We start from the raw sequence: 18,720 nt of genomic DNA, 5'->3' as shown, positions 1-18,720 counted from the left end.
CAGCCGTCATTCTCGGGCTTGTCCCGAGAATCTACCGAGATACGATCCGCGGGACGGTAATTGCTTTTCTTTTTCTTGTAGCAGATTCTCGGAACAAGCCCGAGAATGACGGCTGGATAGTGAAACACCAATATGAAACCCGTTTTCCGCTTCGCACCCAGCCCCAACGGCCTTCTGCACCTCGGCCACGCCTATTCCGCCTTGCTGAACGCGCGTATGGCGGAGGCAAATGGCGGACGCTTTCTGCTGCGCATAGAGGATATCGACACAACGCGCTGCACACCCGAGCTGGAGCATCAGTTGACGAGCGATCTCCGCTGGCTGGGGATATGCTGGGAAGAGCCGGTGCGCCGCCAGTCGGAACATTTCGAGGATTACCGCCAAGCGCTCGATACGCTCGTTGAGGCCGGCCTCGTCTACCCCGCCTTCATGAGCCGGGGCGAGGTGCGCGCCCGCATTGAAGAGTGGACCCGCGACGGGCGCGAATGGCCGCGTGACCCGGACGGCGCGCCGCACTACCCCACCGACGAGCGCACCATGCCGGAAGCAGAGCGCCGCCGCCGCATCGCCGCTGGCGAGCCCTTTGCGTGGCGGCTCGACCTAGATAAGGCGATGGCGCCCTATGGCCGGAATCTCTCCTGGGATGAAACCGGCGCGGGGCCCGAAGGCGAGACGGGCCGCATCCCCGCGCATCCCGCCCGTTGGGGCGATGTCATCATCGCGCGCAAGGAAACGCCGACCAGCTATCATCTCTCCGTGGTGGTGGACGACGCCTTGCAGGGCGTCACTCATGTGGTGCGCGGTCGCGACCTTTTCCATGCCACCGCCGTGCATCGGCTTTTGCAGGAAATCCTCGGCCTTCCCGTGCCGCTCTACCACCATCACGATTTGATCCTGGGCGACGATGGCCGCAAGCTCTCCAAGAGCCGCGGCGACACCGCGCTGGCCAGTCTTCGCGAGGCGGGAATGCAGCCGGAGGACATAAGGCGGATGATAGGGTTATAATGCAAAGCGATTTTTGCCCTGCCATTGAAAATGATGTTCATCTTTGACGGATTGACGAAACTCGTCGCATGGGTTTCAACCGTCTGGAGCATAAAGACAATCCCCGCGAAGGAGCACCTGCCATGAGCGAGCGCATCGAGACCGACGGCCTGAAGGTCGCCAAGGAACTCTACGATTTCATCAACGAGGAAGCGATGCCCGGCACTGGTGTGGAGCCCGCATCCTTCTGGTCCGGCTTCGCGGAAATCGTGCGCGATCTCGCGCCGAAGAATCGCACCCTGCTCGCCAGGCGCGACGAATTTCAGGCGAAGATCGATGACTGGTACAGGGCCAAGCGCGACACGGGCTACACACAGGAGGAATATCAGAGCTTCCTCAAGGAAATCGGCTATCTCCTGCCTGAAGGCGAGCCCTTCACCGTCTCCACCGCCGATGTGGACCCCGAAATCGCCGCTCTTGCCGGCCCGCAGCTCGTCGTGCCGGTCATGAATGCGCGCTATGCCCTCAACGCCGCCAATGCCCGCTGGGGTTCGCTCTATGATGCGCTCTACGGCACCGACGCGATTCCCGAAACGGAAGGCGCTGAGCGCGGCAAGGGCTACAACCAGAAACGCGGCGAAAAGGTCATAGCCTGGGCCAAGGCGTTTCTCGATGAGAGCGCGCCGCTGGCATCAGGCAAGTGGGAAGACGTTACCGGCGTTGCCATCGAAGACGGTGCGCTTGCCGTGAAACTTGCCGATGGCGCGGCCACGGGGCTGAAAGATATCGGCCAGTTCGCCGGTTATCTAGGCGAGCCTGCTTCTCCCTCGGCCATCCTGCTGGTCAAGAACGGCCTCCATGTCGAGATCGTCATCGACGCCGCCCATCCGATCGGCAAGACGGACCCGGCATATATCGCTGATGTCGTGCTGGAGTCCGCGCTGACAACCATCCAGGATTGCGAGGATTCGGTTGCCGCCGTGGATAGCGCGGACAAGGTCGCCGTCTATCGCAACTGGCTCGGCCTGATGAGGGGCGACCTGGAGGACACTTTCGAGAAAGGCGGCAAGCAGGTTACCCGGCGCCTCAACCCGGACCGCGAATATACCGCCCCCAACGGCGCTTCCCTCACCCTGCCGGGCCGCTCGCTGATGCTGGTGCGCAATGTCGGTCACCTCATGACCAATCCGGCAATTCTCGACGCCAATGGCGATGAAACCCCCGAAGGCGTCATGGATGCGGCTTTCACTGCGCTCATCGCGCTCCACGATGTCGGGCCGAATGGACGCCGCAAGAACTCCCGCGCCGGCTCCGTCTATATCGTCAAGCCGAAGATGCACGGGCCGGAAGAGGTCGCCTTCGCCTCGGAACTCTTCGCCCGCGTCGAAAAGCTCATCGGCATGAAGCCCAACACGCTGAAAATGGGCATCATGGACGAGGAGCGTCGCACCACTGTTAACCTCAAGGAGGCGATCCGCGCGGCAAAGGAGCGCGTCGTCTTCATCAACACCGGCTTCCTCGACCGCACGGGCGATGAAATCCACACCGCGATGGAAGCGGGCCCGATGATCCGCAAGGGCGACATGAAGCAGGCCGCCTGGATCGGCGCCTATGAGCAATGGAACGTCGATATCGGCCTTGAATGCGGGCTATCCGGCCATGCGCAGATCGGCAAGGGCATGTGGGCCATGCCGGACCTGATGGCGGCGATGCTGGAGCAGAAGATCGCTCATCCCAAGGCCGGCGCCAACACCGCCTGGGTGCCCTCCCCCACGGCGGCGACGCTCCACGCCACGCATTATCACAAGATCGATGTGGCGGATGTGCAGGCCAAGCTGCAGAGCCGCCCGCGCGCGAAGCTGGACGACATCCTCTCCGTCCCCGTCGCAACCCGCCCCAACTGGACTCCGCAAGACATCCAGCATGAGCTCGACAATAATGCGCAAGGGATTCTCGGCTATGTCGTGCGCTGGATCGACCAGGGCGTCGGCTGCTCCAAGGTGCCCGACATCAACAATATCGGCCTCATGGAAGACCGCGCCACGCTGCGCATCTCCTCACAGCACATCGCCAACTGGCTGCACCACGGCGTGGTGACGGAGGAGCAGGTGATGGAGACGATGAAGCGCATGGCCGCTATCGTCGACAAGCAGAACGCCGGCGACCCCAACTACCGCTCCATGGCCCCGGATTTCGACAACTCCATCGCCTTCGCCGCCGCCTGCGACCTCGTCTTCAAGGGCCGCGAACAGCCCAACGGATATACGGAACCGGTGCTGCATGCGCGGAGGCTGGAGCTGAAGGCGAGAGGGTAAAGTCTATCAGGGCGGTCCGATCTGTTGCAGTGTTAGGACGGTTCTTGTTGATGGAGTTCAGCGCCAAGCGCCCTCGTGGTTCGAGGCGAATTCCGCTGTGCTCCATTCGCACCTCACCATGAGGGCTATTTGAGCGCCGCGCTCCTCCACCTCATTCTGAGACGTCAGCGCTCTTGCTGAAGCGCCGACGCTCTTCACCTCATCCTGAGAGCGCCGGCACCCTTCGCCCTCATCCTGAGGTGCTCGCGTAGCGAGCCTCGAAGGGCGAGGGTGAAGGGATCCCATGGGCGCTGTTCCACCAACACTGCGAAGTACTCGCAAGAATTAATACGCCATTACTCCACCAGGCCGTTCGCCTTCAAAGCCGCCAGCGCCATATCTTCGGTCTCGAATGGCAATCGGTCGCGCGCCACGGGCTGTTCATTCTCCCACGCGGTTTCGCCCAACTTCTGGAAGCGTGTGATTGCACCCTCCACCACAGCCCGATCAATCACCTCTGCATCAGCGACGATGTATAATCCAATCCCGTAGCGATAGTCCCGGTCCAGCCGGTAGCTTTCCCGGACCGACGGCGGCTCGGTCTTGATAATCTGTTCCCGGAGTCGTTCCTCATATTCCCGGAAGGTGAGCCCGTCGAACTGCTCATAGCGGCGGGGTTCGCGCGGCTTCACTTGGTAATATTTCTGTCCGCGATGATAGACCGGCTCGAATTCCGTGCGGAATTCCTCCGCTCTCTCCTCCTCACTCATCAGCGCCATAGCTCGCTCCCACGCAATGTCGCTGACGGCATCCCAGAAGGCTCGGCGCGCGGTAATAATCTCGGCATTCCAGATCATACGCCCGTCTCGCCCGAGAAACAGGAAATCGAACCATTGATCGAACAGCTTGGGTCGTCCGGGGTCCTCAAGCACCTGATCGCTGGTAAACAGCCCGCCATAAACAGGCGTGTCGCACAGAATCCGCCAGCGCAACCGCACAAATGCATCCCGTTGCCGGCGTAACGGCAGCTCGGCGTATGGTTTATATTTTTTGCATGATCTCTTGCGGCGCATCCCGCCTCCTGGTGCCTTGGCGCCACCCCTACTCCGGTTGTCTATGTATGGGTCGGGCGGCGTTGCTTCGTCAAGGATACGGAGCGGACACATGGAAAAGGCTCCTCCCATTGACATTCTGCATTGCGCATATATCTTAGAATCATTCTAATCTATGGATCATCCCCGCCATGCTCAGCCGCTTTTTCCGCACCGGCCGCCGTCCGTTTTCATCGCTTTCGGAGCAGGAAATCCTCGCCCTTGCCATTTCCTCGGAGGAGGATGACGGGCGCATTTATCTTTCCTATGCCGATGGGCTGAAGGATGAATTTCCCCAGACGGCGAAGATTTTCGAGGAAATGGCGGCGGAGGAAAACACGCACCGCGAGCGGTTGATCGAGATCTACCGCAAGCGCTTCGGCGAGCGCATTCCGCTGATCCGGCGCGAGCATGTCAGCGGCTATTATGAGCGCAAGCCGGACTGGCTGGTCCGTCCGCTGGGCATCGACAAGGTGCGGCGCACCGCCGAGGAAATGGAAGACCAAGCCTACCGTTTTTACACCGAAGCCGCCAAGCGCGTGACCGACGCCTCGACCCGCAAGCTCCTGGGCGACCTCGCTCTTGAGGAAAAACAGCATGAATCGCTCGCGAGTCGCTTGGAACGCACGCTCACGCCCGCGAATGTGCAGGAGGAAGAGCGCGAGACGGAGCGGCGGCAATGGTTGCTGACCTATGTCCAGCCGGGGCTCGCCGGGTTGATGGACGGTTCCGTCTCGACCCTCGCGCCCATCTTCGCCGCCGCGTTCGCCACGCAGAACACCTGGTCCACCTTTCTGGTCGGCTTGTCAGCTTCTGTCGGCGCGGGCATTTCCATGGGCTTCACCGAGGCAGCGCATGACGATGGCAAGCTATCCGGGCGCGGCTCGCCTCTGAAGCGCGGCATCGCCAATGGCGTGATGACGACACTGGGCGGCCTCGGTCATACCCTCCCCTATCTGATCCCGCATTTCTGGCTCGCCACCGGCATTGCCATCGCCGTGGTTTTCGTGGAGCTATGGGCGATCGCCTATATCCAGAACCGCTATATGGAAACGCCCTTCCTGCGCGCCGCCTTTCAGGTGGTGCTGGGCGGCGCGTTGGTCTTCGCCGCTGGCGTACTCATCGGCAATGCGTGACCGATCATTCCTTCTCGATTATGTTGTCCTCGCCCTTCGGAACCTGGTCGATGACGATCATCCTGACGGGATCCTGCCCGACATTCATGCCGGTATGCCATTGATTGAAGGCTTCGATGATAAAGTCGCCCGGTTTGAACGTCCGGCTTTGCCCGGTATCCTCGTTGAAAATACGCAGCGTGCCTGAGAGAATGTAGGCGTAATGCGGATAGGGATGCTTATGCACGGGCAACGCCGTGCCCGGCGCCATCTCATATTCGTAGAGCACGACCTCGACATCTCCTTGCGGCAAGGCGACCGACTGGCCGGTTATCGTTTTATTGGATTTCAGGAGCGGCGTGATCCTGATGCCATCGCCGTCATCATTCGGAAGAGCGGCGGGACGGCTTTCGCGAACCAGATCGAGACTTTTCATGGGAATTTCTCCTTCCGGATAAAACTCCCCTGGAATTGAAGGGTTCCAGAGCGGGAGATGGGAGAAATGATCGTCGCGCCATTGGAAATCCGCCTGCGATCCTTTATTGCGGTTGACGATTTCGTACCGGAGGCCCCTCCCATGTCTACCATCTCCCCCTCTTCCGCTCCGCGCCTTGGCATTATCCGTCTTCCGCATAGCGAGGGCCTTGAGCTTCCCTCCTATGAAACCGCCGGCTCCGCGGGTCTCGACCTGCGCGCCGCCGTGCCGGAAGACCGCCAGATCGTGCTTCTGCCCGGCCGCCGCGCGCTGGTGCCGACCGGGCTCATCTTCGAGCTTCCCGAAGGCTATGAGGCCCAGATTCGCCCGCGCTCCGGCCTCGCCTTCAAGCATGGCATCACCTGCCTCAATACACCGGGCACCATCGATTCCGATTACCGGGGGGAGATCAAGGTGCTGCTCATCAATTTGGGCGACGATGATTTCCGCATCGAGCGCGGCATGCGCATCGCCCAGGCCGTCATCGCTCCGGTGGCGCAAGCGATTGTCGAGGAAAAGGCGAGCGCCGGCGAGACCACACGCGGCGCAGGCGGGTTCGGCTCCACCGGGACCGCCTGAGAGCCAGCCCGCCACCTGGCTGATTTGCCCATCTTGGAGTATCCGTGATGGTCAAGGGATTTGTAGGATTCTTCGTGATCCGCCATAAACATGCATGGCGGATCATATTCGCCACGGGCTGATCTTCAGTTCCCCCCTCGAAGCCTCCCGCTTCCAACCGGCGGTGGTGCTGTCGCCCGAGTAAGTTCCTGCCTTTACTTGAACTCGAACGGAAGGCTGATTGCTCTCCGCGAAACCGCGGGAGGCGGGGCCGGAATAGGAGATGCACGGCGTACCGCTTCCTCGGCCAAACTTCTAAGAACCGGGTCCCCGGACGATGCCCTTACCGAAAGCACATTCCCAAGGGAATCGAAAGTGAAGGTCACGGCAACCCTACCCTTTGCGCCTCCGGAACGTCGCTGCAAATAACGATTCTGGCGGTTCACAGCCGTACGAACCTTAGTCTCCCATTTCCGGGTATCCTTCCCCACATCACCGGCGGTATCGCTGTTGCGATTGGCCGCGACCTTCCGGCCCTCTTTCACGTCCACCTGAGGCGCTGCCGCCACCTGCTTCTTAGGCTTGGGCTTCTCGACCTTCTTTGGCTTTTCCGGCTTCGGTCTCGGCTTTTCGGCGACCTTCGGCTTTTCCACCGGCTTCGGCGCGATAACTTCCGGCTTCTCCGCCTCCACCACGTCGGGTACCGGCTCTTCTTCCGGCTGCTCGATTTCCTCCGCCGGCTCCGGTTCCGCCTGGGCAACTTCTTCCGGCGGCGTTTCCGGCTGCACTTCCTCTACCGGCTCGGCAGCCTCAGCCTGTTCCGGCTCAACTGGCTCTTCCGTCGCCTCCTCCGCCTCGGCAACAGGCGCCAGCGCGGCCTGTTCAACCACGGGCGCCATCGGCTCCGGCGCAAGCTCCATCATGATCGCCGGGGGAGCCGATCCCTCGGTCTCCGGCTGTGCGGGTTGAAGCTCGCTGAGTGCATAGGCTCCGGCGGCATGCGCCATCAGCATGACAAGCCCTGCCCCGCCCCACAGCGCCACATCGCGCCAGCCGGTGCGTTGCGGATCGCTGGCATATGGCGGAACGGGGGGATGGCCTTCCGGCAGGTCGGGGTGGGAGGAACGGGTCATTGCGCGGGCGCTCCTGCCGGCGCGCTCGGCACCGTTTCAAGCCCCACCAGCGCAATCTTGAGATAGCCCGCCTGGCGCAGCGTGTTCATCACAGTCATCAGATCGCCATAGCCGACCGCCTTGTCCGCGCGCAGGAAAATGCGCGTGTCCTTGTTGGTCTGCGACAGACGGTCAAGCGTCGCGCCCAAGGTTTCGCGCGTCGCCGGATCATTGCCGACATTGAGCGACAGATCCTGCTTCAGCGTCACGTAGAGCGGCTTGTCCGGCCTTGGCTGCGGCGTCGCGGCGGAAGCCGGCAAATCCACATTGATATCGACGGTCGCAAGCGGCGCCGCGACCATGAAGATGATCAGCAGCACCAGCATGACGTCGATGAAGGGCGTCACGTTGATCTCGTGGCTTTCCTCGAGCTCGTCACCGCCGCCTTCGCGTATTCTTGCAGCCATGATTCTTACTCCGCCGCCGCTCTCGCCTCATGCGCCGGCACCGAATGGATGCCCGCCGCGCGGAAATCGATGTCGCGGCTCACCAGACGCTCGATGCCTGCCGAGGCATCCGCCAGAAGTTGCCGGTAGCCCGTGATTGACCGGGCGAAGACGTTGTAGATCACCACCGCCGGAATGGCCGCGACGAGACCGATGGCGGTGGCGAGCAGCGCCTCCGCGATACCGGGCGCGACGACGGCAAGATTGGTCGTCTGCGCTTCCGAGATGCCGATGAAGGAGTTCATGATGCCCCAGACCGTGCCGAACAGGCCGACGAAGGGGGCCGTGGAACCGATGGTCGCGAGGACGCCGGTGCCCTTAGACATGCGCCGCCCGGCTGCCGCCTCGATGCGGGACAGGCGCGAGGCGACACGCTCCTTGAGGCCCTCGCCATGGCCCTTGACGCTACCTGCGGAAAGCCGCACTTCCTCTTCCGCCGCGCGCACCATCAGCGCGCCCGTGCCTTTTTTGGCATGCAGCGCGCGGAAGGCGTCTTGCAAGCTGCGTGCCTCGGTGATCTCTTTCAGCGCCCGCTTGGCCATCACCCGCGCGCCCGCGAGCTCCAGCGACTTGGCGAGCCACACCGTCCAGGTGATGAGCGAGGCAAGGGCGAGGCCGGACATAACACCCTTGACCACCCAGTCGGCGGCCATGAACATGCCCCAGGGCGAAAGATCATGCGGCAGTTCGAGCTTCACCGGCTCATCGCCCGCCGCCGCCACCGGCTCCTGCACGAGCTGGGGAGCCGCCTGGTCACCCGGCGATGCGGGAGCAGCCATCGGCGCAGATGGCGCGGCAGGCGCGGTCGCGGCGGGCTGGGGAGCCGCCGGTTCCACCTGCGCCTGGACCGATGCCGGAATGAGGATGACCGCGAGGCAACCGAATGCCACCGCACTGAATCTTGCCTTGAACACGTCCTGCGCCCTCTTTAGAGCATGATCCCAAAACCTGCTGTCTTCTCGGACAGGATCACGCGGCTAAAACCTAAGTCCGGATTTCCCGAAACTCTTAACCACTCATAACATGATGGCGCAAGTCATGTTTTGCGTTTCGTCTATCACATCCGCATTTTTCACACCTGCTCGCGGGCGGCTGAAGCTTGCAGCCTTCTGCGTTCCCCTATATCGACGCCCAAAAACGACCGTTGCGCTTCGCTTTTGCGGCAACGCCCCTGCCCCGCGCCGACTATCGTTGCGCGGATAACAGCTCGAGTACCCGGAGGACCCCATGGCCGATCATTCTTACATCCTGACTCTCGTTTGCGAGGATCAGCCGGGGATTGTCGCGGCGGTCACGACGGAACTGGCGGGCATCGGCGCGAATATCGCGGAATCGAACCAGTTCTGGGACCGCCAGACCAACCGCTTCTTCATGCGCATCGCCTTCACCGCGCCCGCGAATGTCTCGAAGGACGATATCGAGCGCGGCATCAAGCCCGCCGTCGAGCGGTTCTCGATGAAGACCGCGATCGTCGACCAGGCGCGGCGTCCGAAGATCATCGTCATGGTGTCGAAATTCGACCACGCCATGCTGCATCTTCTCTACCAGATTCGCGTCGGCTGGCTCGATGCGCAAGTGGCGGCCATCGTTTCCAACCATGAGGACTCGCGCCGCACCGCCGAGCTGGAGGGCATTCCCTATCATTATTGGCCTGTCAATCGCGAGAACAAGGCCGAGCAGGAGGAGAAGGTGCTGGCGCTCGTCAAGGAAACGGGAGCCGACCTCGTCATCCTCGCCCGCTACATGCAGGTGCTGTCGGACAATCTGTCGAAGCGGCTCTACGGCAAGGTGATCAATATCCACCACTCCTTCCTGCCGTCCTTCAAGGGCGCGAAGCCCTATCATCAGGCCCATGAGCGCGGCGTGAAGCTCATCGGCGCGACCGCCCATTACGTGACGCCCGACCTCGACGAGGGGCCGATCATCGAGCAGGAGACGGAGCGCGTCACCCATGCGATGACGGCGGACGATTTCGTCGCCACCGGCCGCGACATCGAAGCCCGCGTCCTCGCCCGCGCCGTCAAGCTGCATCTGGAAAGCCGGGTGATGCTGAACGGGCACAAGACGGTGGTGTTTGGGTGATGTGCTCGCTTCGCCGCCATCGAGGCGGCTAGCTCGCCACCAGCACCGCCCGCAAATCGTTGACATTCGTCCCCGTGGGACCGGTCACGAACAGATCGCCTATCGCCTCAAACGCACTCCACGCATCATTGTCAGCCAGCAGCGCCGCGCCGTCGCGCCCAAGGGCCAGCAGCCGCGCGACGGTCGTGCCATCGGCAAAGGCCCCTGCATTATCCTCTGAGCCATCGATACCATCAGTATCGGCGGCAAGCGCCGTGATGCCGTCGAGACCATCGATGTCGAGCGCGAAGGACAGCAGGAACTCCGTATTGCGCCCGCCCCTGCCTTTTCCGCGCAAGGTCACCGTGGTCTCGCCGCCGGAAAGCAGCACCACGGGTTTGCGGAACGGCCTGTCTTTCAACAGCACCTCCCGCGCGAGCGCCGCATGGACATGCGCCACTTCGCGCGCCTCGCCCTGGATGGCGTCGGAGAGGATCACCGCCTCGACGCCCTGCCGCCGCGCTTCTTCGGCTGCCATTTCCAAGGACAGGGCGGCGGAGGCGATCACCCGCACTTCATGGCCGGAAAAGCGCGGATCATCAGGCTTCGGCGCATCCGCCGCTTCGCTCTGGAGATGCCGCAACGCCGCTTCAGGCAAAGGCAGGCGGTAGCGCTCGACAATTTTCAGCGCATCCTCGCGTGAAGTCCTGTCCGGCACGGTCGGCCCCGAGGCAACGAAGGCCGGGTTGTCGCCGGGAATGTCCGAGACGATGAGCGACACGAGTTTCGCCGGATAAGCCGCCGCTGCGAGCCTGCCGCCCTTGATGGTGGAAAGATGCTTGCGCACGGCATTCATTGCCGCAATCGGCGCTCCGGAGGCGAGCAGCGCCCGGTTGACGGCGATTTCGTCCTCCAACGTCATGCCATCGGGCGGAGACGGCAGCAGCGCCGAACCGCCGCCCGAGATGAGCGCCACCACCAGATCGTCCTCGGTGAGGCCCGATACCGCCTCGAACAGCCGTTTCGCGGCGGCAAGCCCGGCCTCATCAGGCACCGGGTGCGCCGCCTCGATGATCTCGACCTGCCGGCATTCGGCGCCATAGCGATAGCGCGTCACCACAACGCCCTCGACCGGCCCGTTGCCCGCTTCCTCCCATGCCTTTTCGAACGCGCGCGCCATCTGTGCCGAGCCCTTGCCCGCGCCGATGACGATGGTGCGCCCCTTGGGCTTCCGCGGCAGGCAGGCGGCGATGGCCTGCTCCGGATCGGCGGCGCTCACCGCTGCGTGGAACAAGGATGTCAAAAAGCTCTTCGGGTCGATAACGGTCATGATGCTCCTCCGATTTAATAGGCCATCCATAGTAAATCGGCGCGGGAATTGGAACCGAACCGGCGATGGGCCGTTACTCCGATGATATCCGGCCTTTATCATCCAAGGAGAGAAAACATGGCTCAAGCATCGACCACACTCCGTCAGGCCAAGGACATCCCCACGGACAGATCCAATGGCGATGAGGATACGGCCGATCTGCAGGCTCAGATAGCGCGGCTGAAGGACGACATTGCCGGGCTTGCCTCAGCGATCACCGATCTGGGGTCGGAGAAGGTGCGCGAAGCCCGGCGCGGCGCGGCAAAAACCTATAACAGCGCGCGCCAGACCGGCGAAAACACCGTCAACCAGCTTCACGACCAGCTCGCCGCTTCCGCGCGCGAACGCCCTTTGACGACCATAGCGGCGGCGGCAGGCATCGGTTTCCTTCTGGCGCTGATGGCTCGTCGCTGATGCTGCGGCTTCTTCTCCCATTGCTGGGACAGGAGGCGGCCATGGCAATCCGCGAATGGAAATATAAGGGCGCCTGGATGGCCGTCATCGCCTTCTTTACGCTGGTCGGCGTGATCTTCCTGTTGGCGACGGCCTATCTGGCGCTCGCGGTCGCCTTGGGCAGCGTCTACGCCGCGCTGATCGTCGCTCTCGGCTGCTTCGCCATTGCCGTTATCGGCCTTTTCGCGATCAAGGCATCGGAAGCCCGGCGCCGGCGCCGCATGCGCGAACGCAGGGAAGCGGAAGGATCGAGCATGCTTGTGGCGATGGCCCTCGCCGCTCTTCCCAGCCTGACGAAACGGCCTCTCCTCGCCGCTGCCCTGCCCATCATTGCGCTGGCTGCTTATGGGCTGGTGTCCGATGGCGCCGAGGCCAAAGGCAGGCACCGAAGCCGGGGAAATTCATAAACACGCCGATCACTTGCCCACTTCCAGTGAGGGAAAGCGGATGACGGCCTTCGTGCCGCTGGGGCTGTTGCTGGCGAAATGCGGCGAGTCTCCGAATTGCAGGCTGAGCTGTTCGATGACGAGCATTCCCAGGCCTTGGCGCTTGCCCCGGCGATGCGGGGTCTTGCCCTTGCCGTAGCCGACGCCGTCATCGGCCACCGTCAGGGCAAGGGTGCCATTCTCGTCGGGTCCGAAGCTCACCGAAACGGTGCCGTGCGCATCGTCGGGAAAGGCATGCTTGACGGCATTGGTGACGAGCTCGCCCAGGATGACGCCAATCGTCGTGGCATCGCGCGCGTTGAGGTTGACCGAAGCGAAATCGGTCTTGAACTTGATCCGCTCGCCCGAAGTGAGCGCCAGCGTAAGGTCTTCGATAACCGCTTGCAGGAACTCGTCCGCACGGATGGATTCCAGATCCTCACCGAGCCGCAGGCGGCGATGCGCTGTTGAGATCGTCTGTACGCGGTCGCGCGCGGCGATCAGAACCTTCCGCGTATCCTCATTGGTCGCCTGCCCCAATTGCAGGCTGAGAAGCGAGGCAACTGTCGCAAGCGAGTTGCCGATGCGGTGGTTGCTGTCCTGCAGCAGCACTTCGACACGCTCCCGTTCCCGCTCGGCGACGGCGCGCGCATGTTCCAGTTCCACCGTGCGCTCCTTGACGGCCTGCTCCAGAAGCACATTTTCGGAAAGCAGCGCGCTCTGCCCCTCGCGCAATTGCCGGGCATAGCGCTGCACCCGGCTGAACAGGAAATAGGCAAGCATCACCGCGCTGCCGAGCGCCGCCAGCGAGGTGACCGTCAGCCAGTCGCGGGTGCGGGTCACGATTTCATTGCGCTGGATGAGCCGCCGGTCCTCCTCGTCCATGAAGGTGCGGATCGCCTTGCGCAAATCGTCCATCAGCATCTTGCCTTTGTCGCTGTGGACTTCCTCCAGGGCTTTTCCGAAACGCCCCTCGATCGCCAGTTCGACTGTTTGCCTCACCCAGGTCTGGATCTGCGCGGTGAGCCCGGCGATCTCCTGCACACGCGCCTCCTGCTCCGAATTGCTGCGCGCCATCCCGGCGAGCCGGCCGATGGATTCGTCGATGGAGAGCGAAGCCGCGTGATAGAGGTCGAGATAGGAGCGGTCCAGCGTCAGGAGATAGCCGCGCTGGCTCGTTTCCATATTGGTGACGAGCAGAAGCGTTTTGTTCGCCTGATGGAGAAGCTGGTAGGTATTGGAAACGTCGGCGATCTGGTGGTTGATGCCGCGCGTGAGAAAGACGGTGGAGGCGGCCGTCAGCATCACCAGGGCCAATGAAATCATGACCGCAAGCTGCCGCCAATAGCCCGCCCGCATCCGAGGTTCCGGCACTTGTCCCGAAGTATCGTTCATCTGACCCGCTAGAAGGAGTTGCAGCCTTTACGAGCCAGATCATACGCTTCTCTGCAAGAAAAGCGAAATCCCACATTTTTGGCCGGCCCCACCCCCGGACCGAAGGTCGCCGTAGCGGGAAATAGCACACTTCCGGACAGCACCATTGCGGCTGAAATCACCTCATGCGAAGGAACGGGTCGTCACCGGTGCGGAAAGCGCATCGGGGCCGTAATCCGATTCGCCATTGACGCCAAGCAGCTCCTGAAGCCGCGTGCGTGCCCGGCTGACTCGGCTCTTGATGGTGCCGACGGCGCAACCGCAGATCTCCGCCGCTTCCTCATAGGCAAATCCGGACGCGCCGATGAGGATGATCGCCTCGCGCTGGTCGGCGGGCAGTTGGTCGAGCGCCTTGCGGAAATCCTGCAAATCCAGCGCGCCATATTGCGAGGGATGCACGGCGAGCTGGCTCGTGAACGTGCCCTCGCTGTCCTGCACCTCGCGACCGCGCTTGCGCATCTGGCTGTAGAACTCATTGCGCAGGATGGTGAAGAGCCAGGCCTTGATATTGGTCCCGATCTCGAAGGACTCCTGTTTGGCCCAAGCCTTCATGATGGTGTCCTGGACGAGATCGTCGGCCTTGTCCTGCTGGCCGACCAGCGAGACGGCGAAGGCGCGCAGGCTGGGAAGCGCCCGCAACAGATCCTTCTTGAACGTAGTGCGGGTTTCCATGTCCATCACTCCATGACCGGAACGTTGATTTGGGCGTCCTCGGCGGGTTGGCTCACCGATTGGCCACGCTCCGCCTGATCGAGTTTTTCGAGAAGATCGAGGAAGCGCTCGGGGATGGTCTCTTCCTGGATGGAGGTGTACAGGGCCTTCAGCTTCGAGCCGATCTCGCTATTGGGGCCCAGCTCGTCCCGCCCGTGGGCGGCCTTTCCGTCCGGGGTTTCTGCACGCGGACGAAGATTGGATTTTTCGCTCATTTTGTCCCAGCCATTCTTTCCAAGCCCGATAACAGGCCGCATGTTTATGCCGCATTTCCCCCTTATAATGCGGGGCATCGCAAAAAGTTCCGTATACATGGGAACTTTTTTCCCTCGGATACGTTTATGAACGGCTGTACCGTGACTTCTACGGACTTGAAGGGAGCTCAAGCATGACTTTATCGACGCGCATCGCGCCGCATCTTCCCTATCTTCGCCGCTTTTCCCGTGCCGTGACCGGCTCCCAAACCTCCGGGGATGCCTATGTGGCCGCCACATTGGAAGCGCTCATCGCCGATATTTCAATCTTTCCCGAATGTTCTTCCGACAAGATAGGCCTTTACAAGCTCTTCTCCAGCATGTTCGAAACGACAGCCATCCGGGTTCCCGAGGCGACGTCGGATCTGAACTGGGAAGCGCGGACTGCGGCAAATCTGGGCGGGGTGGCGCCCAAGGCGCGGCAGGCTTTCCTCCTCGTCTCCGTGGAGGCCTTCAATGAAAAGGAAGCCGCCGAAATCCTCGGCATCAGCGAAGAGGAGCTTATGGCCCTTCTGGGCGAAGCATCGCAGGAAATTTCGCGGCAGGTGGCGACAAAGATTCTGATCATCGAGGACGAACCTCTGATCGCCATGGATATCGAGCAGATGGTGCAGAGCCTCGGTCATGAGGTCGTCGGCATAGCCCGTACGCACAAGGAAGCGCTCGAGTGCTACCATTCCGCCAAGCCCCGCATGGTGCTTGCCGACATCCAGCTTGCCGATGGCAGCTCCGGCCTCGACGCCATCAACGAAATCCTCCAGACGAGCACCATTCCCGTCATTTTCATCACCGCTTTCCCCGAGCGGCTGCTGACGGGAGAACGGCCGGAGCCGACCTTCCTCGTCACCAAGCCGTTCAACCCTGAAATGGTGAAGGCGCTGATCAGCCAAGCGCTTTTCTTCGAGGAAAAATCCAAGCTGGCAGCCTGACCGACAAGGCAATGGGGCAATAAAGCAGCACGTTTACGTCTTGTTTCCTTTTTTGCGGAAAACATTACCCGGCTGCCTTATTGCCCTACTGCCTTGTGATGAAGGAACTTATCTTACCTTTTCGCGTTCTGGACCTTCAGATGACGAAGAGGAGCACCGGTGGTCACCGGGGAGTTGCCATGCGATTGGAAAAAGCGCGCCCTGCAAAAATGGATGACCACATGGACGGCGTAATCCGCGCCGGGCTATAGAAATGATGGCCGCTACCCTGCCTTTCACAAAAGCCGAAGACAAGGATACAGTGCGATTGCGCTCGCTGGTCCAGGCGATCCGCAACAGCAATGTCTTCGTGCTCTATCAATCCCCTGATCTCGCCTATGTCTGGGCTGAAAACCTGCCGGATGTATGGACCGATCTGTGGCGTGAAGGCGTCCAGGACGAGGAACTGGTGCAGGAGGCCATGACGGCAAGGCTCGCCGCTGCCAAGCAGGCGGTGCTGGAAACCGGCGAGCTGCAGCGGGTGGAAATCTGCCTCTCCCATGGCGCCGAGATTCGCTGGTTCGAGCTTTCCATCGACGCTGATCGCGACGATACCGGCGCGCTCATCGGCATCGTGACGACAGGCGTGGACATAACCGAGCTCAAGCGGCGCGAGCAGGTGCTGAAGACACTGCTGCGCGAGGTCAGCCACCGCTCGAAGAATCTGCTCGCCATCATCCAGAGCATCGCCATGCAGACGGCGCGCTTTACCGAGACGATCGACGATTTCCTCTCGCGCTTCCGGGGGCGCGTGCAGTCGCTCTCCTATTCGCAGGACCTGGTGACGGATTCCAACTGGCGCGGCGCACGGTTTCACGAGCTTGTCCGCTCGCAGATGCAGAAATATGTCGACATCTCCGATCCGCGCTTCAGCTTATCGGGCGCCGATCCCTATATCTTTCCCGGTGCGGCCCTCCACATCGGTCTCGCCCTGCATGAGTTGATCGTCAACTCCGCTGCCTATGGCGCGCTCTCGAATAGTGATGGCCGGGTCGCAGTGTCCGGACGTTTCGAAAACGCCGGCACGGATTATATGTCGCTTTCGATCCGGTGGGATGAGAAAGTTCCCAGCGCGCTCAAAGGCTCCGACCCCAATGCCCGCTTCGGCAGCGCCGTTCTGGAGCGCATCGTGCCGATTTCGGTGGATGGCACCTCGAGCTACCGCATCGAGCCCGATGGCGTGACCTATTCGCTCGACGTGCCCCGTACGCATTTCGATTTCTGATCGTCTCGATTTTCTCTCAAAAACGAGCGCACAAAAAGATCGCCACAGGCCAGCTGTGCTGAAGCCCGTGGCGATCCGATTTCACGCTCTGGGACGGTGTGCATCCCGGCGTAAACGGCTGCAAGGGTTAGGGGGGCGCTTGCAGCCCGATGCCTGACAACTTTCGTGAGGGGGGCGGGGTGTGTCAGGCATCGATAGTCCAATAACGGGCAAGCGCACGGGAAGTTCCCGAAGGGAGGAAGATTTTTCTCAATTTTTTCCAATCCCGTCAGCATCATCTACACACATGCCAGGCATGGTCTCTCACGGAGAGCCTTCGATGAAAACGGAACTGCATACATGCGTTATCCGTTAACTTCGTCAAAGGAGTTCAAGCCATGCAACATCTGGCTGCCATCATGCTCTTGGTAACGTGCTCGAACGATATGGACGTGTGCAATGTCCAGCCCGCGCCGACCGTGTCCTATGAGACGATCGCCACATGCAGGACCGAGCTGAAGCCGGCGCTCGACAATCTCGCGGCGGAAGCCACAAGGGCCTACGGCAAATGCGTGGAGGTCGACCCCGAGCTCATGGACCGCGACCCCGCCATCTACTGGGAAATCGACAAGAACGACGAATTGCAGGTCACGATACTTGAGGAGCACGAAGACCAGGCGGAGACCGCGCGAAGCGAATCCGGATAAGCTCGCAATCGGCGACTTATTGGGCTAGAAACGGCTGCCCGCAATACCCAATGAAAGAGGCAGCCTTGAACCGCAATTCCGCTTCCCACCCCTTTCTCGATCCGCTCTGGCGGCGCGTCCTCCTCATCGCCTTCTGCGCGATCTGGAGTATTGTTGAGTGGACGCGAGGCGATTCCTTCTGGGGAACGCTGACCCTCGGCGTGACGCTTTACGGCGCGTGGGCTTATCTGTGGAAGTATCAGCCCATGGAATCGGGCAAGGAGACAGGCGAGTAAGGACACCGTCTCCCCTACTTGCCGACCTTCCTCTTGCGTCCATAAAGCTCCAGCCTGTGATGCACGATGTCATAGCCAAGCGAGCGGGCGATCTCTTCCTGCAGTTTTTCGATGCTGTCGGAATGAAATTCGATGACGTCGCCGGTTTCGATATCGATCAAATGGTCATGATGGGAGCTTGCCTGCTCGAACCGCGACGGCCCGCCGGCAAAGGCATGGCGGTGAATCGCGCCGCGCTCTTCCAGAAGCTTCATCGTGCGATAGACGGTTGAAAGAGAGATGCTCTTGTCCACCGCCACCGCGCGGCGGAAAATCTCCATCGCGTCGGGATGGTCTTCGGTAGCAGACAATATGTCGAGAATGACCCGCCTTGGCCGGGTGATCCGCACCCCCGCCGCGCGCAATTCCTTCTCATAATCTGGCTTCTGATTCATCCTGCCCATAGAGCGGATTATGCGCCAGTTGACAAGGTTTTGCAAAATTTGCGGCCGTCCTTACCGAGGCGCATGATGAGGGACGCCGGGAGATTGGCATCGCTCCGATTCTCCAGGCTTCCTAGCCAGAATAATCAGATCTGGATGTGGGAGAAATAAATGGCACGCCCAAGGGGAATCGAACCCCTGTTTCCGCCGTGAGAGGGCGGCGTCCTGGACCGCTAGACGATGGGCGCGCAGCAGCGCCGATATAGCCAAGCGCGAATGAAAGCGCAACGGCTAATCGGCAA

21 protein-coding genes and 1 tRNA gene are annotated in these 18,720 nt (G+C 61.5%); 11 read left to right on the top strand and 11 right to left on the bottom strand.

Going from position 1 to position 18,720, the window contains the following annotated elements:
- The first annotated feature begins 132 nt into the window (after window positions 1-132).
- The gene (gluQRS, locus tag IEX53_RS12930; protein ID WP_188824578.1) at window positions 133-1,005 is read left to right on the top strand and encodes a tRNA glutamyl-Q(34) synthetase GluQRS; all 873 of its coding nucleotides are present in this window, start codon (window positions 133-135) and stop codon (window positions 1,003-1,005) included.
- Window positions 1,006-1,127: 122 nt separating this feature from the next.
- A complete protein-coding gene (locus IEX53_RS12925) occupies window positions 1,128-3,299 on the top strand; it encodes a malate synthase G (RefSeq protein WP_188824577.1) in 2,172 nt (723 codons plus the stop codon).
- A 335-nt stretch (window positions 3,300-3,634) separates the two neighbouring features.
- Here the strand turns inward: IEX53_RS12925 and IEX53_RS12920 are convergent, their stop codons facing one another.
- Window positions 3,635-4,276, bottom strand: a complete 642-nt coding sequence (locus IEX53_RS12920) for a hypothetical protein (RefSeq protein ID WP_210311648.1) — start codon at window positions 4,274-4,276, stop codon at window positions 3,635-3,637.
- A 245-nt stretch (window positions 4,277-4,521) separates the two neighbouring features.
- Between IEX53_RS12920 and mbfA the strand changes: the two genes are divergently transcribed.
- On the top strand, window positions 4,522-5,505 hold the full coding sequence (mbfA, locus tag IEX53_RS12915; protein WP_188824576.1) for an iron exporter MbfA: 984 nt from the start codon (window positions 4,522-4,524) through the stop codon (window positions 5,503-5,505).
- A gap of 4 nt (window positions 5,506-5,509) precedes the next feature.
- Here the strand turns inward: mbfA and IEX53_RS12910 are convergent, their stop codons facing one another.
- Complete coding sequence (locus tag IEX53_RS12910) at window positions 5,510-5,920, bottom strand: cupin domain-containing protein (RefSeq protein ID WP_188824575.1); 411 nt, start codon at window positions 5,918-5,920, stop codon at window positions 5,510-5,512.
- A gap of 141 nt (window positions 5,921-6,061) precedes the next feature.
- Here IEX53_RS12910 and dut point away from each other — a divergent pair, with 141 nt between their 5' ends.
- A complete protein-coding gene (gene dut / locus IEX53_RS12905) occupies window positions 6,062-6,538 on the top strand; it encodes a dUTP diphosphatase (RefSeq protein ID WP_188824574.1) in 477 nt (158 codons plus the stop codon).
- Between the two features lie 194 nt (window positions 6,539-6,732).
- Here the strand turns inward: dut and IEX53_RS12900 are convergent, their stop codons facing one another.
- From IEX53_RS12900 to exbB, 3 genes are read right to left on the bottom strand one after another with little or no spacing between them, the layout of a single operon-like run.
- The gene (locus IEX53_RS12900) at window positions 6,733-7,650 is read right to left on the bottom strand and encodes an energy transducer TonB family protein (RefSeq protein ID WP_188824573.1); all 918 of its coding nucleotides are present in this window, start codon (window positions 7,648-7,650) and stop codon (window positions 6,733-6,735) included.
- Complete coding sequence (gene exbD / locus IEX53_RS12895) at window positions 7,647-8,096, bottom strand: TonB system transport protein ExbD (protein ID WP_188824572.1); 450 nt, start codon at window positions 8,094-8,096, stop codon at window positions 7,647-7,649. The genes IEX53_RS12900 and exbD overlap by 4 nt, the downstream gene beginning before the upstream one ends.
- A gap of 5 nt (window positions 8,097-8,101) precedes the next feature.
- A complete protein-coding gene (gene exbB / locus IEX53_RS12890) occupies window positions 8,102-9,049 on the bottom strand; it encodes a tonB-system energizer ExbB (protein ID WP_373288643.1) in 948 nt (315 codons plus the stop codon).
- 313 nt (window positions 9,050-9,362) lie between these two features.
- Between exbB and purU the strand changes: the two genes are divergently transcribed.
- Window positions 9,363-10,217 carry a formyltetrahydrofolate deformylase gene (purU, locus tag IEX53_RS12885; protein ID WP_188824571.1) on the top strand — a complete coding sequence of 285 codons (855 nt, stop codon included), beginning with the start codon at window positions 9,363-9,365 and terminating at the stop codon, window positions 10,215-10,217.
- Between the two features lie 28 nt (window positions 10,218-10,245).
- On the opposite strand, the gene IEX53_RS12880 is transcribed toward purU, so the two are convergent.
- Window positions 10,246-11,526, bottom strand: a complete 1,281-nt coding sequence (locus IEX53_RS12880) for a glycerate kinase type-2 family protein (RefSeq protein ID WP_373288642.1) — start codon at window positions 11,524-11,526, stop codon at window positions 10,246-10,248.
- Window positions 11,527-11,643: 117 nt separating this feature from the next.
- Between IEX53_RS12880 and IEX53_RS12875 the strand changes: the two genes are divergently transcribed.
- Window positions 11,644-11,979: an ElaB/YgaM/YqjD family protein gene (locus tag IEX53_RS12875; protein ID WP_188824570.1), complete on the top strand. Its 336-nt coding sequence runs from the start codon at window positions 11,644-11,646 to the stop codon at window positions 11,977-11,979.
- Window positions 11,980-12,020: 41 nt separating this feature from the next.
- Entirely contained in the window at window positions 12,021-12,425 is a 405-nt protein-coding gene (locus tag IEX53_RS12870; RefSeq protein WP_188824569.1) for a hypothetical protein, read from the top strand.
- Between the two features lie 9 nt (window positions 12,426-12,434).
- Here IEX53_RS12870 and IEX53_RS12865 read toward each other — a convergent pair whose 3' ends face one another.
- The 3 genes from IEX53_RS12865 to IEX53_RS12855 form a co-directional block, all read right to left on the bottom strand.
- Window positions 12,435-13,838: a sensor histidine kinase gene (locus IEX53_RS12865; RefSeq protein ID WP_236016181.1), complete on the bottom strand. Its 1,404-nt coding sequence runs from the start codon at window positions 13,836-13,838 to the stop codon at window positions 12,435-12,437.
- Between the two features lie 162 nt (window positions 13,839-14,000).
- The gene (locus IEX53_RS12860) at window positions 14,001-14,549 is read right to left on the bottom strand and encodes an RNA polymerase sigma factor (protein WP_373288641.1); all 549 of its coding nucleotides are present in this window, start codon (window positions 14,547-14,549) and stop codon (window positions 14,001-14,003) included.
- A gap of 5 nt (window positions 14,550-14,554) precedes the next feature.
- The gene (locus IEX53_RS12855; protein ID WP_188824567.1) at window positions 14,555-14,803 is read right to left on the bottom strand and encodes a NepR family anti-sigma factor; all 249 of its coding nucleotides are present in this window, start codon (window positions 14,801-14,803) and stop codon (window positions 14,555-14,557) included.
- A 173-nt stretch (window positions 14,804-14,976) separates the two neighbouring features.
- On the opposite strand from IEX53_RS12855, the gene IEX53_RS12850 reads away from it, so the two are divergent.
- The 4 genes from IEX53_RS12850 (at window position 14,977) to IEX53_RS12835 (ending at window position 17,996) form a co-directional block, all read left to right on the top strand.
- Window positions 14,977-15,771, top strand: a complete 795-nt coding sequence (locus IEX53_RS12850; RefSeq protein WP_188824566.1) for a response regulator — start codon at window positions 14,977-14,979, stop codon at window positions 15,769-15,771.
- A 256-nt stretch (window positions 15,772-16,027) separates the two neighbouring features.
- On the top strand, window positions 16,028-17,035 hold the full coding sequence (locus tag IEX53_RS12845; protein WP_188824618.1) for a sensor histidine kinase: 1,008 nt from the start codon (window positions 16,028-16,030) through the stop codon (window positions 17,033-17,035).
- A 377-nt stretch (window positions 17,036-17,412) separates the two neighbouring features.
- Window positions 17,413-17,721: a hypothetical protein gene (locus IEX53_RS12840; RefSeq protein ID WP_188824565.1), complete on the top strand. Its 309-nt coding sequence runs from the start codon at window positions 17,413-17,415 to the stop codon at window positions 17,719-17,721.
- 65 nt (window positions 17,722-17,786) lie between these two features.
- Window positions 17,787-17,996: a DUF3329 domain-containing protein gene (locus IEX53_RS12835; RefSeq protein WP_236016180.1), complete on the top strand. Its 210-nt coding sequence runs from the start codon at window positions 17,787-17,789 to the stop codon at window positions 17,994-17,996.
- A gap of 14 nt (window positions 17,997-18,010) precedes the next feature.
- Here the strand turns inward: IEX53_RS12835 and IEX53_RS12830 are convergent, their stop codons facing one another.
- Window positions 18,011-18,439, bottom strand: coding sequence for a Fur family transcriptional regulator (locus IEX53_RS12830; protein ID WP_188824563.1), 429 nt, complete (start codon window positions 18,437-18,439; stop codon window positions 18,011-18,013).
- 151 nt (window positions 18,440-18,590) lie between these two features.
- Window positions 18,591-18,666: transfer RNA gene (locus IEX53_RS12825), tRNA-Glu, on the bottom strand.
- Between the last annotated feature and the right edge of the window lie 54 nt (window positions 18,667-18,720).

This window comes from Paramesorhizobium endophyticum, assembly GCF_014640615.1.
In the GTDB taxonomy this organism is placed as follows: domain Bacteria; phylum Pseudomonadota; class Alphaproteobacteria; order Rhizobiales; family Rhizobiaceae; genus Paramesorhizobium; species Paramesorhizobium endophyticum.
This window is presented reverse-complemented; position numbering and strand designations above follow the sequence as displayed.

Excerpts from the sequence above, each read along its gene's own strand:
- mbfA (WP_188824576.1), top strand. The coding sequence starts at position 4,522 with ATGCTCAGCCGCTTTTTCCGCACCGGCCGCCGTCCGTTTTCATCGCTT.
- IEX53_RS12860 (WP_373288641.1), bottom strand. The coding sequence starts at position 14,549 with ATGGAAACCCGCACTACGTTCAAGAAGGATCTGTTGCGGGCGCTTCCC.
- IEX53_RS12855 (WP_188824567.1), bottom strand. The coding sequence starts at position 14,803 with ATGAGCGAAAAATCCAATCTTCGTCCGCGTGCAGAAACCCCGGACGGA.
- IEX53_RS12910 (WP_188824575.1), bottom strand. The coding sequence starts at position 5,920 with ATGAAAAGTCTCGATCTGGTTCGCGAAAGCCGTCCCGCCGCTCTTCCG.
- IEX53_RS12845 (WP_188824618.1), top strand. The coding sequence starts at position 16,028 with ATGGCCGCTACCCTGCCTTTCACAAAAGCCGAAGACAAGGATACAGTG.
- IEX53_RS12900 (WP_188824573.1), bottom strand. The coding sequence starts at position 7,650 with ATGACCCGTTCCTCCCACCCCGACCTGCCGGAAGGCCATCCCCCCGTT.
- IEX53_RS12880 (WP_373288642.1), bottom strand. The coding sequence starts at position 11,526 with ATGACCGTTATCGACCCGAAGAGCTTTTTGACATCCTTGTTCCACGCA.
- IEX53_RS12840 (WP_188824565.1), top strand. The coding sequence starts at position 17,413 with ATGCAACATCTGGCTGCCATCATGCTCTTGGTAACGTGCTCGAACGAT.
- dut (WP_188824574.1), top strand. The coding sequence starts at position 6,062 with ATGTCTACCATCTCCCCCTCTTCCGCTCCGCGCCTTGGCATTATCCGT.
- purU (WP_188824571.1), top strand. The coding sequence starts at position 9,363 with ATGGCCGATCATTCTTACATCCTGACTCTCGTTTGCGAGGATCAGCCG.
- IEX53_RS12875 (WP_188824570.1), top strand. The coding sequence starts at position 11,644 with ATGGCTCAAGCATCGACCACACTCCGTCAGGCCAAGGACATCCCCACG.
- IEX53_RS12865 (WP_236016181.1), bottom strand. The coding sequence starts at position 13,838 with ATGAACGATACTTCGGGACAAGTGCCGGAACCTCGGATGCGGGCGGGC.
- IEX53_RS12830 (WP_188824563.1), bottom strand. The coding sequence starts at position 18,439 with ATGGGCAGGATGAATCAGAAGCCAGATTATGAGAAGGAATTGCGCGCG.
- IEX53_RS12925 (WP_188824577.1), top strand. The coding sequence starts at position 1,128 with ATGAGCGAGCGCATCGAGACCGACGGCCTGAAGGTCGCCAAGGAACTC.
- exbD (WP_188824572.1), bottom strand. The coding sequence starts at position 8,096 with ATGGCTGCAAGAATACGCGAAGGCGGCGGTGACGAGCTCGAGGAAAGC.
- IEX53_RS12850 (WP_188824566.1), top strand. The coding sequence starts at position 14,977 with ATGACTTTATCGACGCGCATCGCGCCGCATCTTCCCTATCTTCGCCGC.
- IEX53_RS12870 (WP_188824569.1), top strand. The coding sequence starts at position 12,021 with ATGGCAATCCGCGAATGGAAATATAAGGGCGCCTGGATGGCCGTCATC.
- gluQRS (WP_188824578.1), top strand. The coding sequence starts at position 133 with ATGAAACCCGTTTTCCGCTTCGCACCCAGCCCCAACGGCCTTCTGCAC.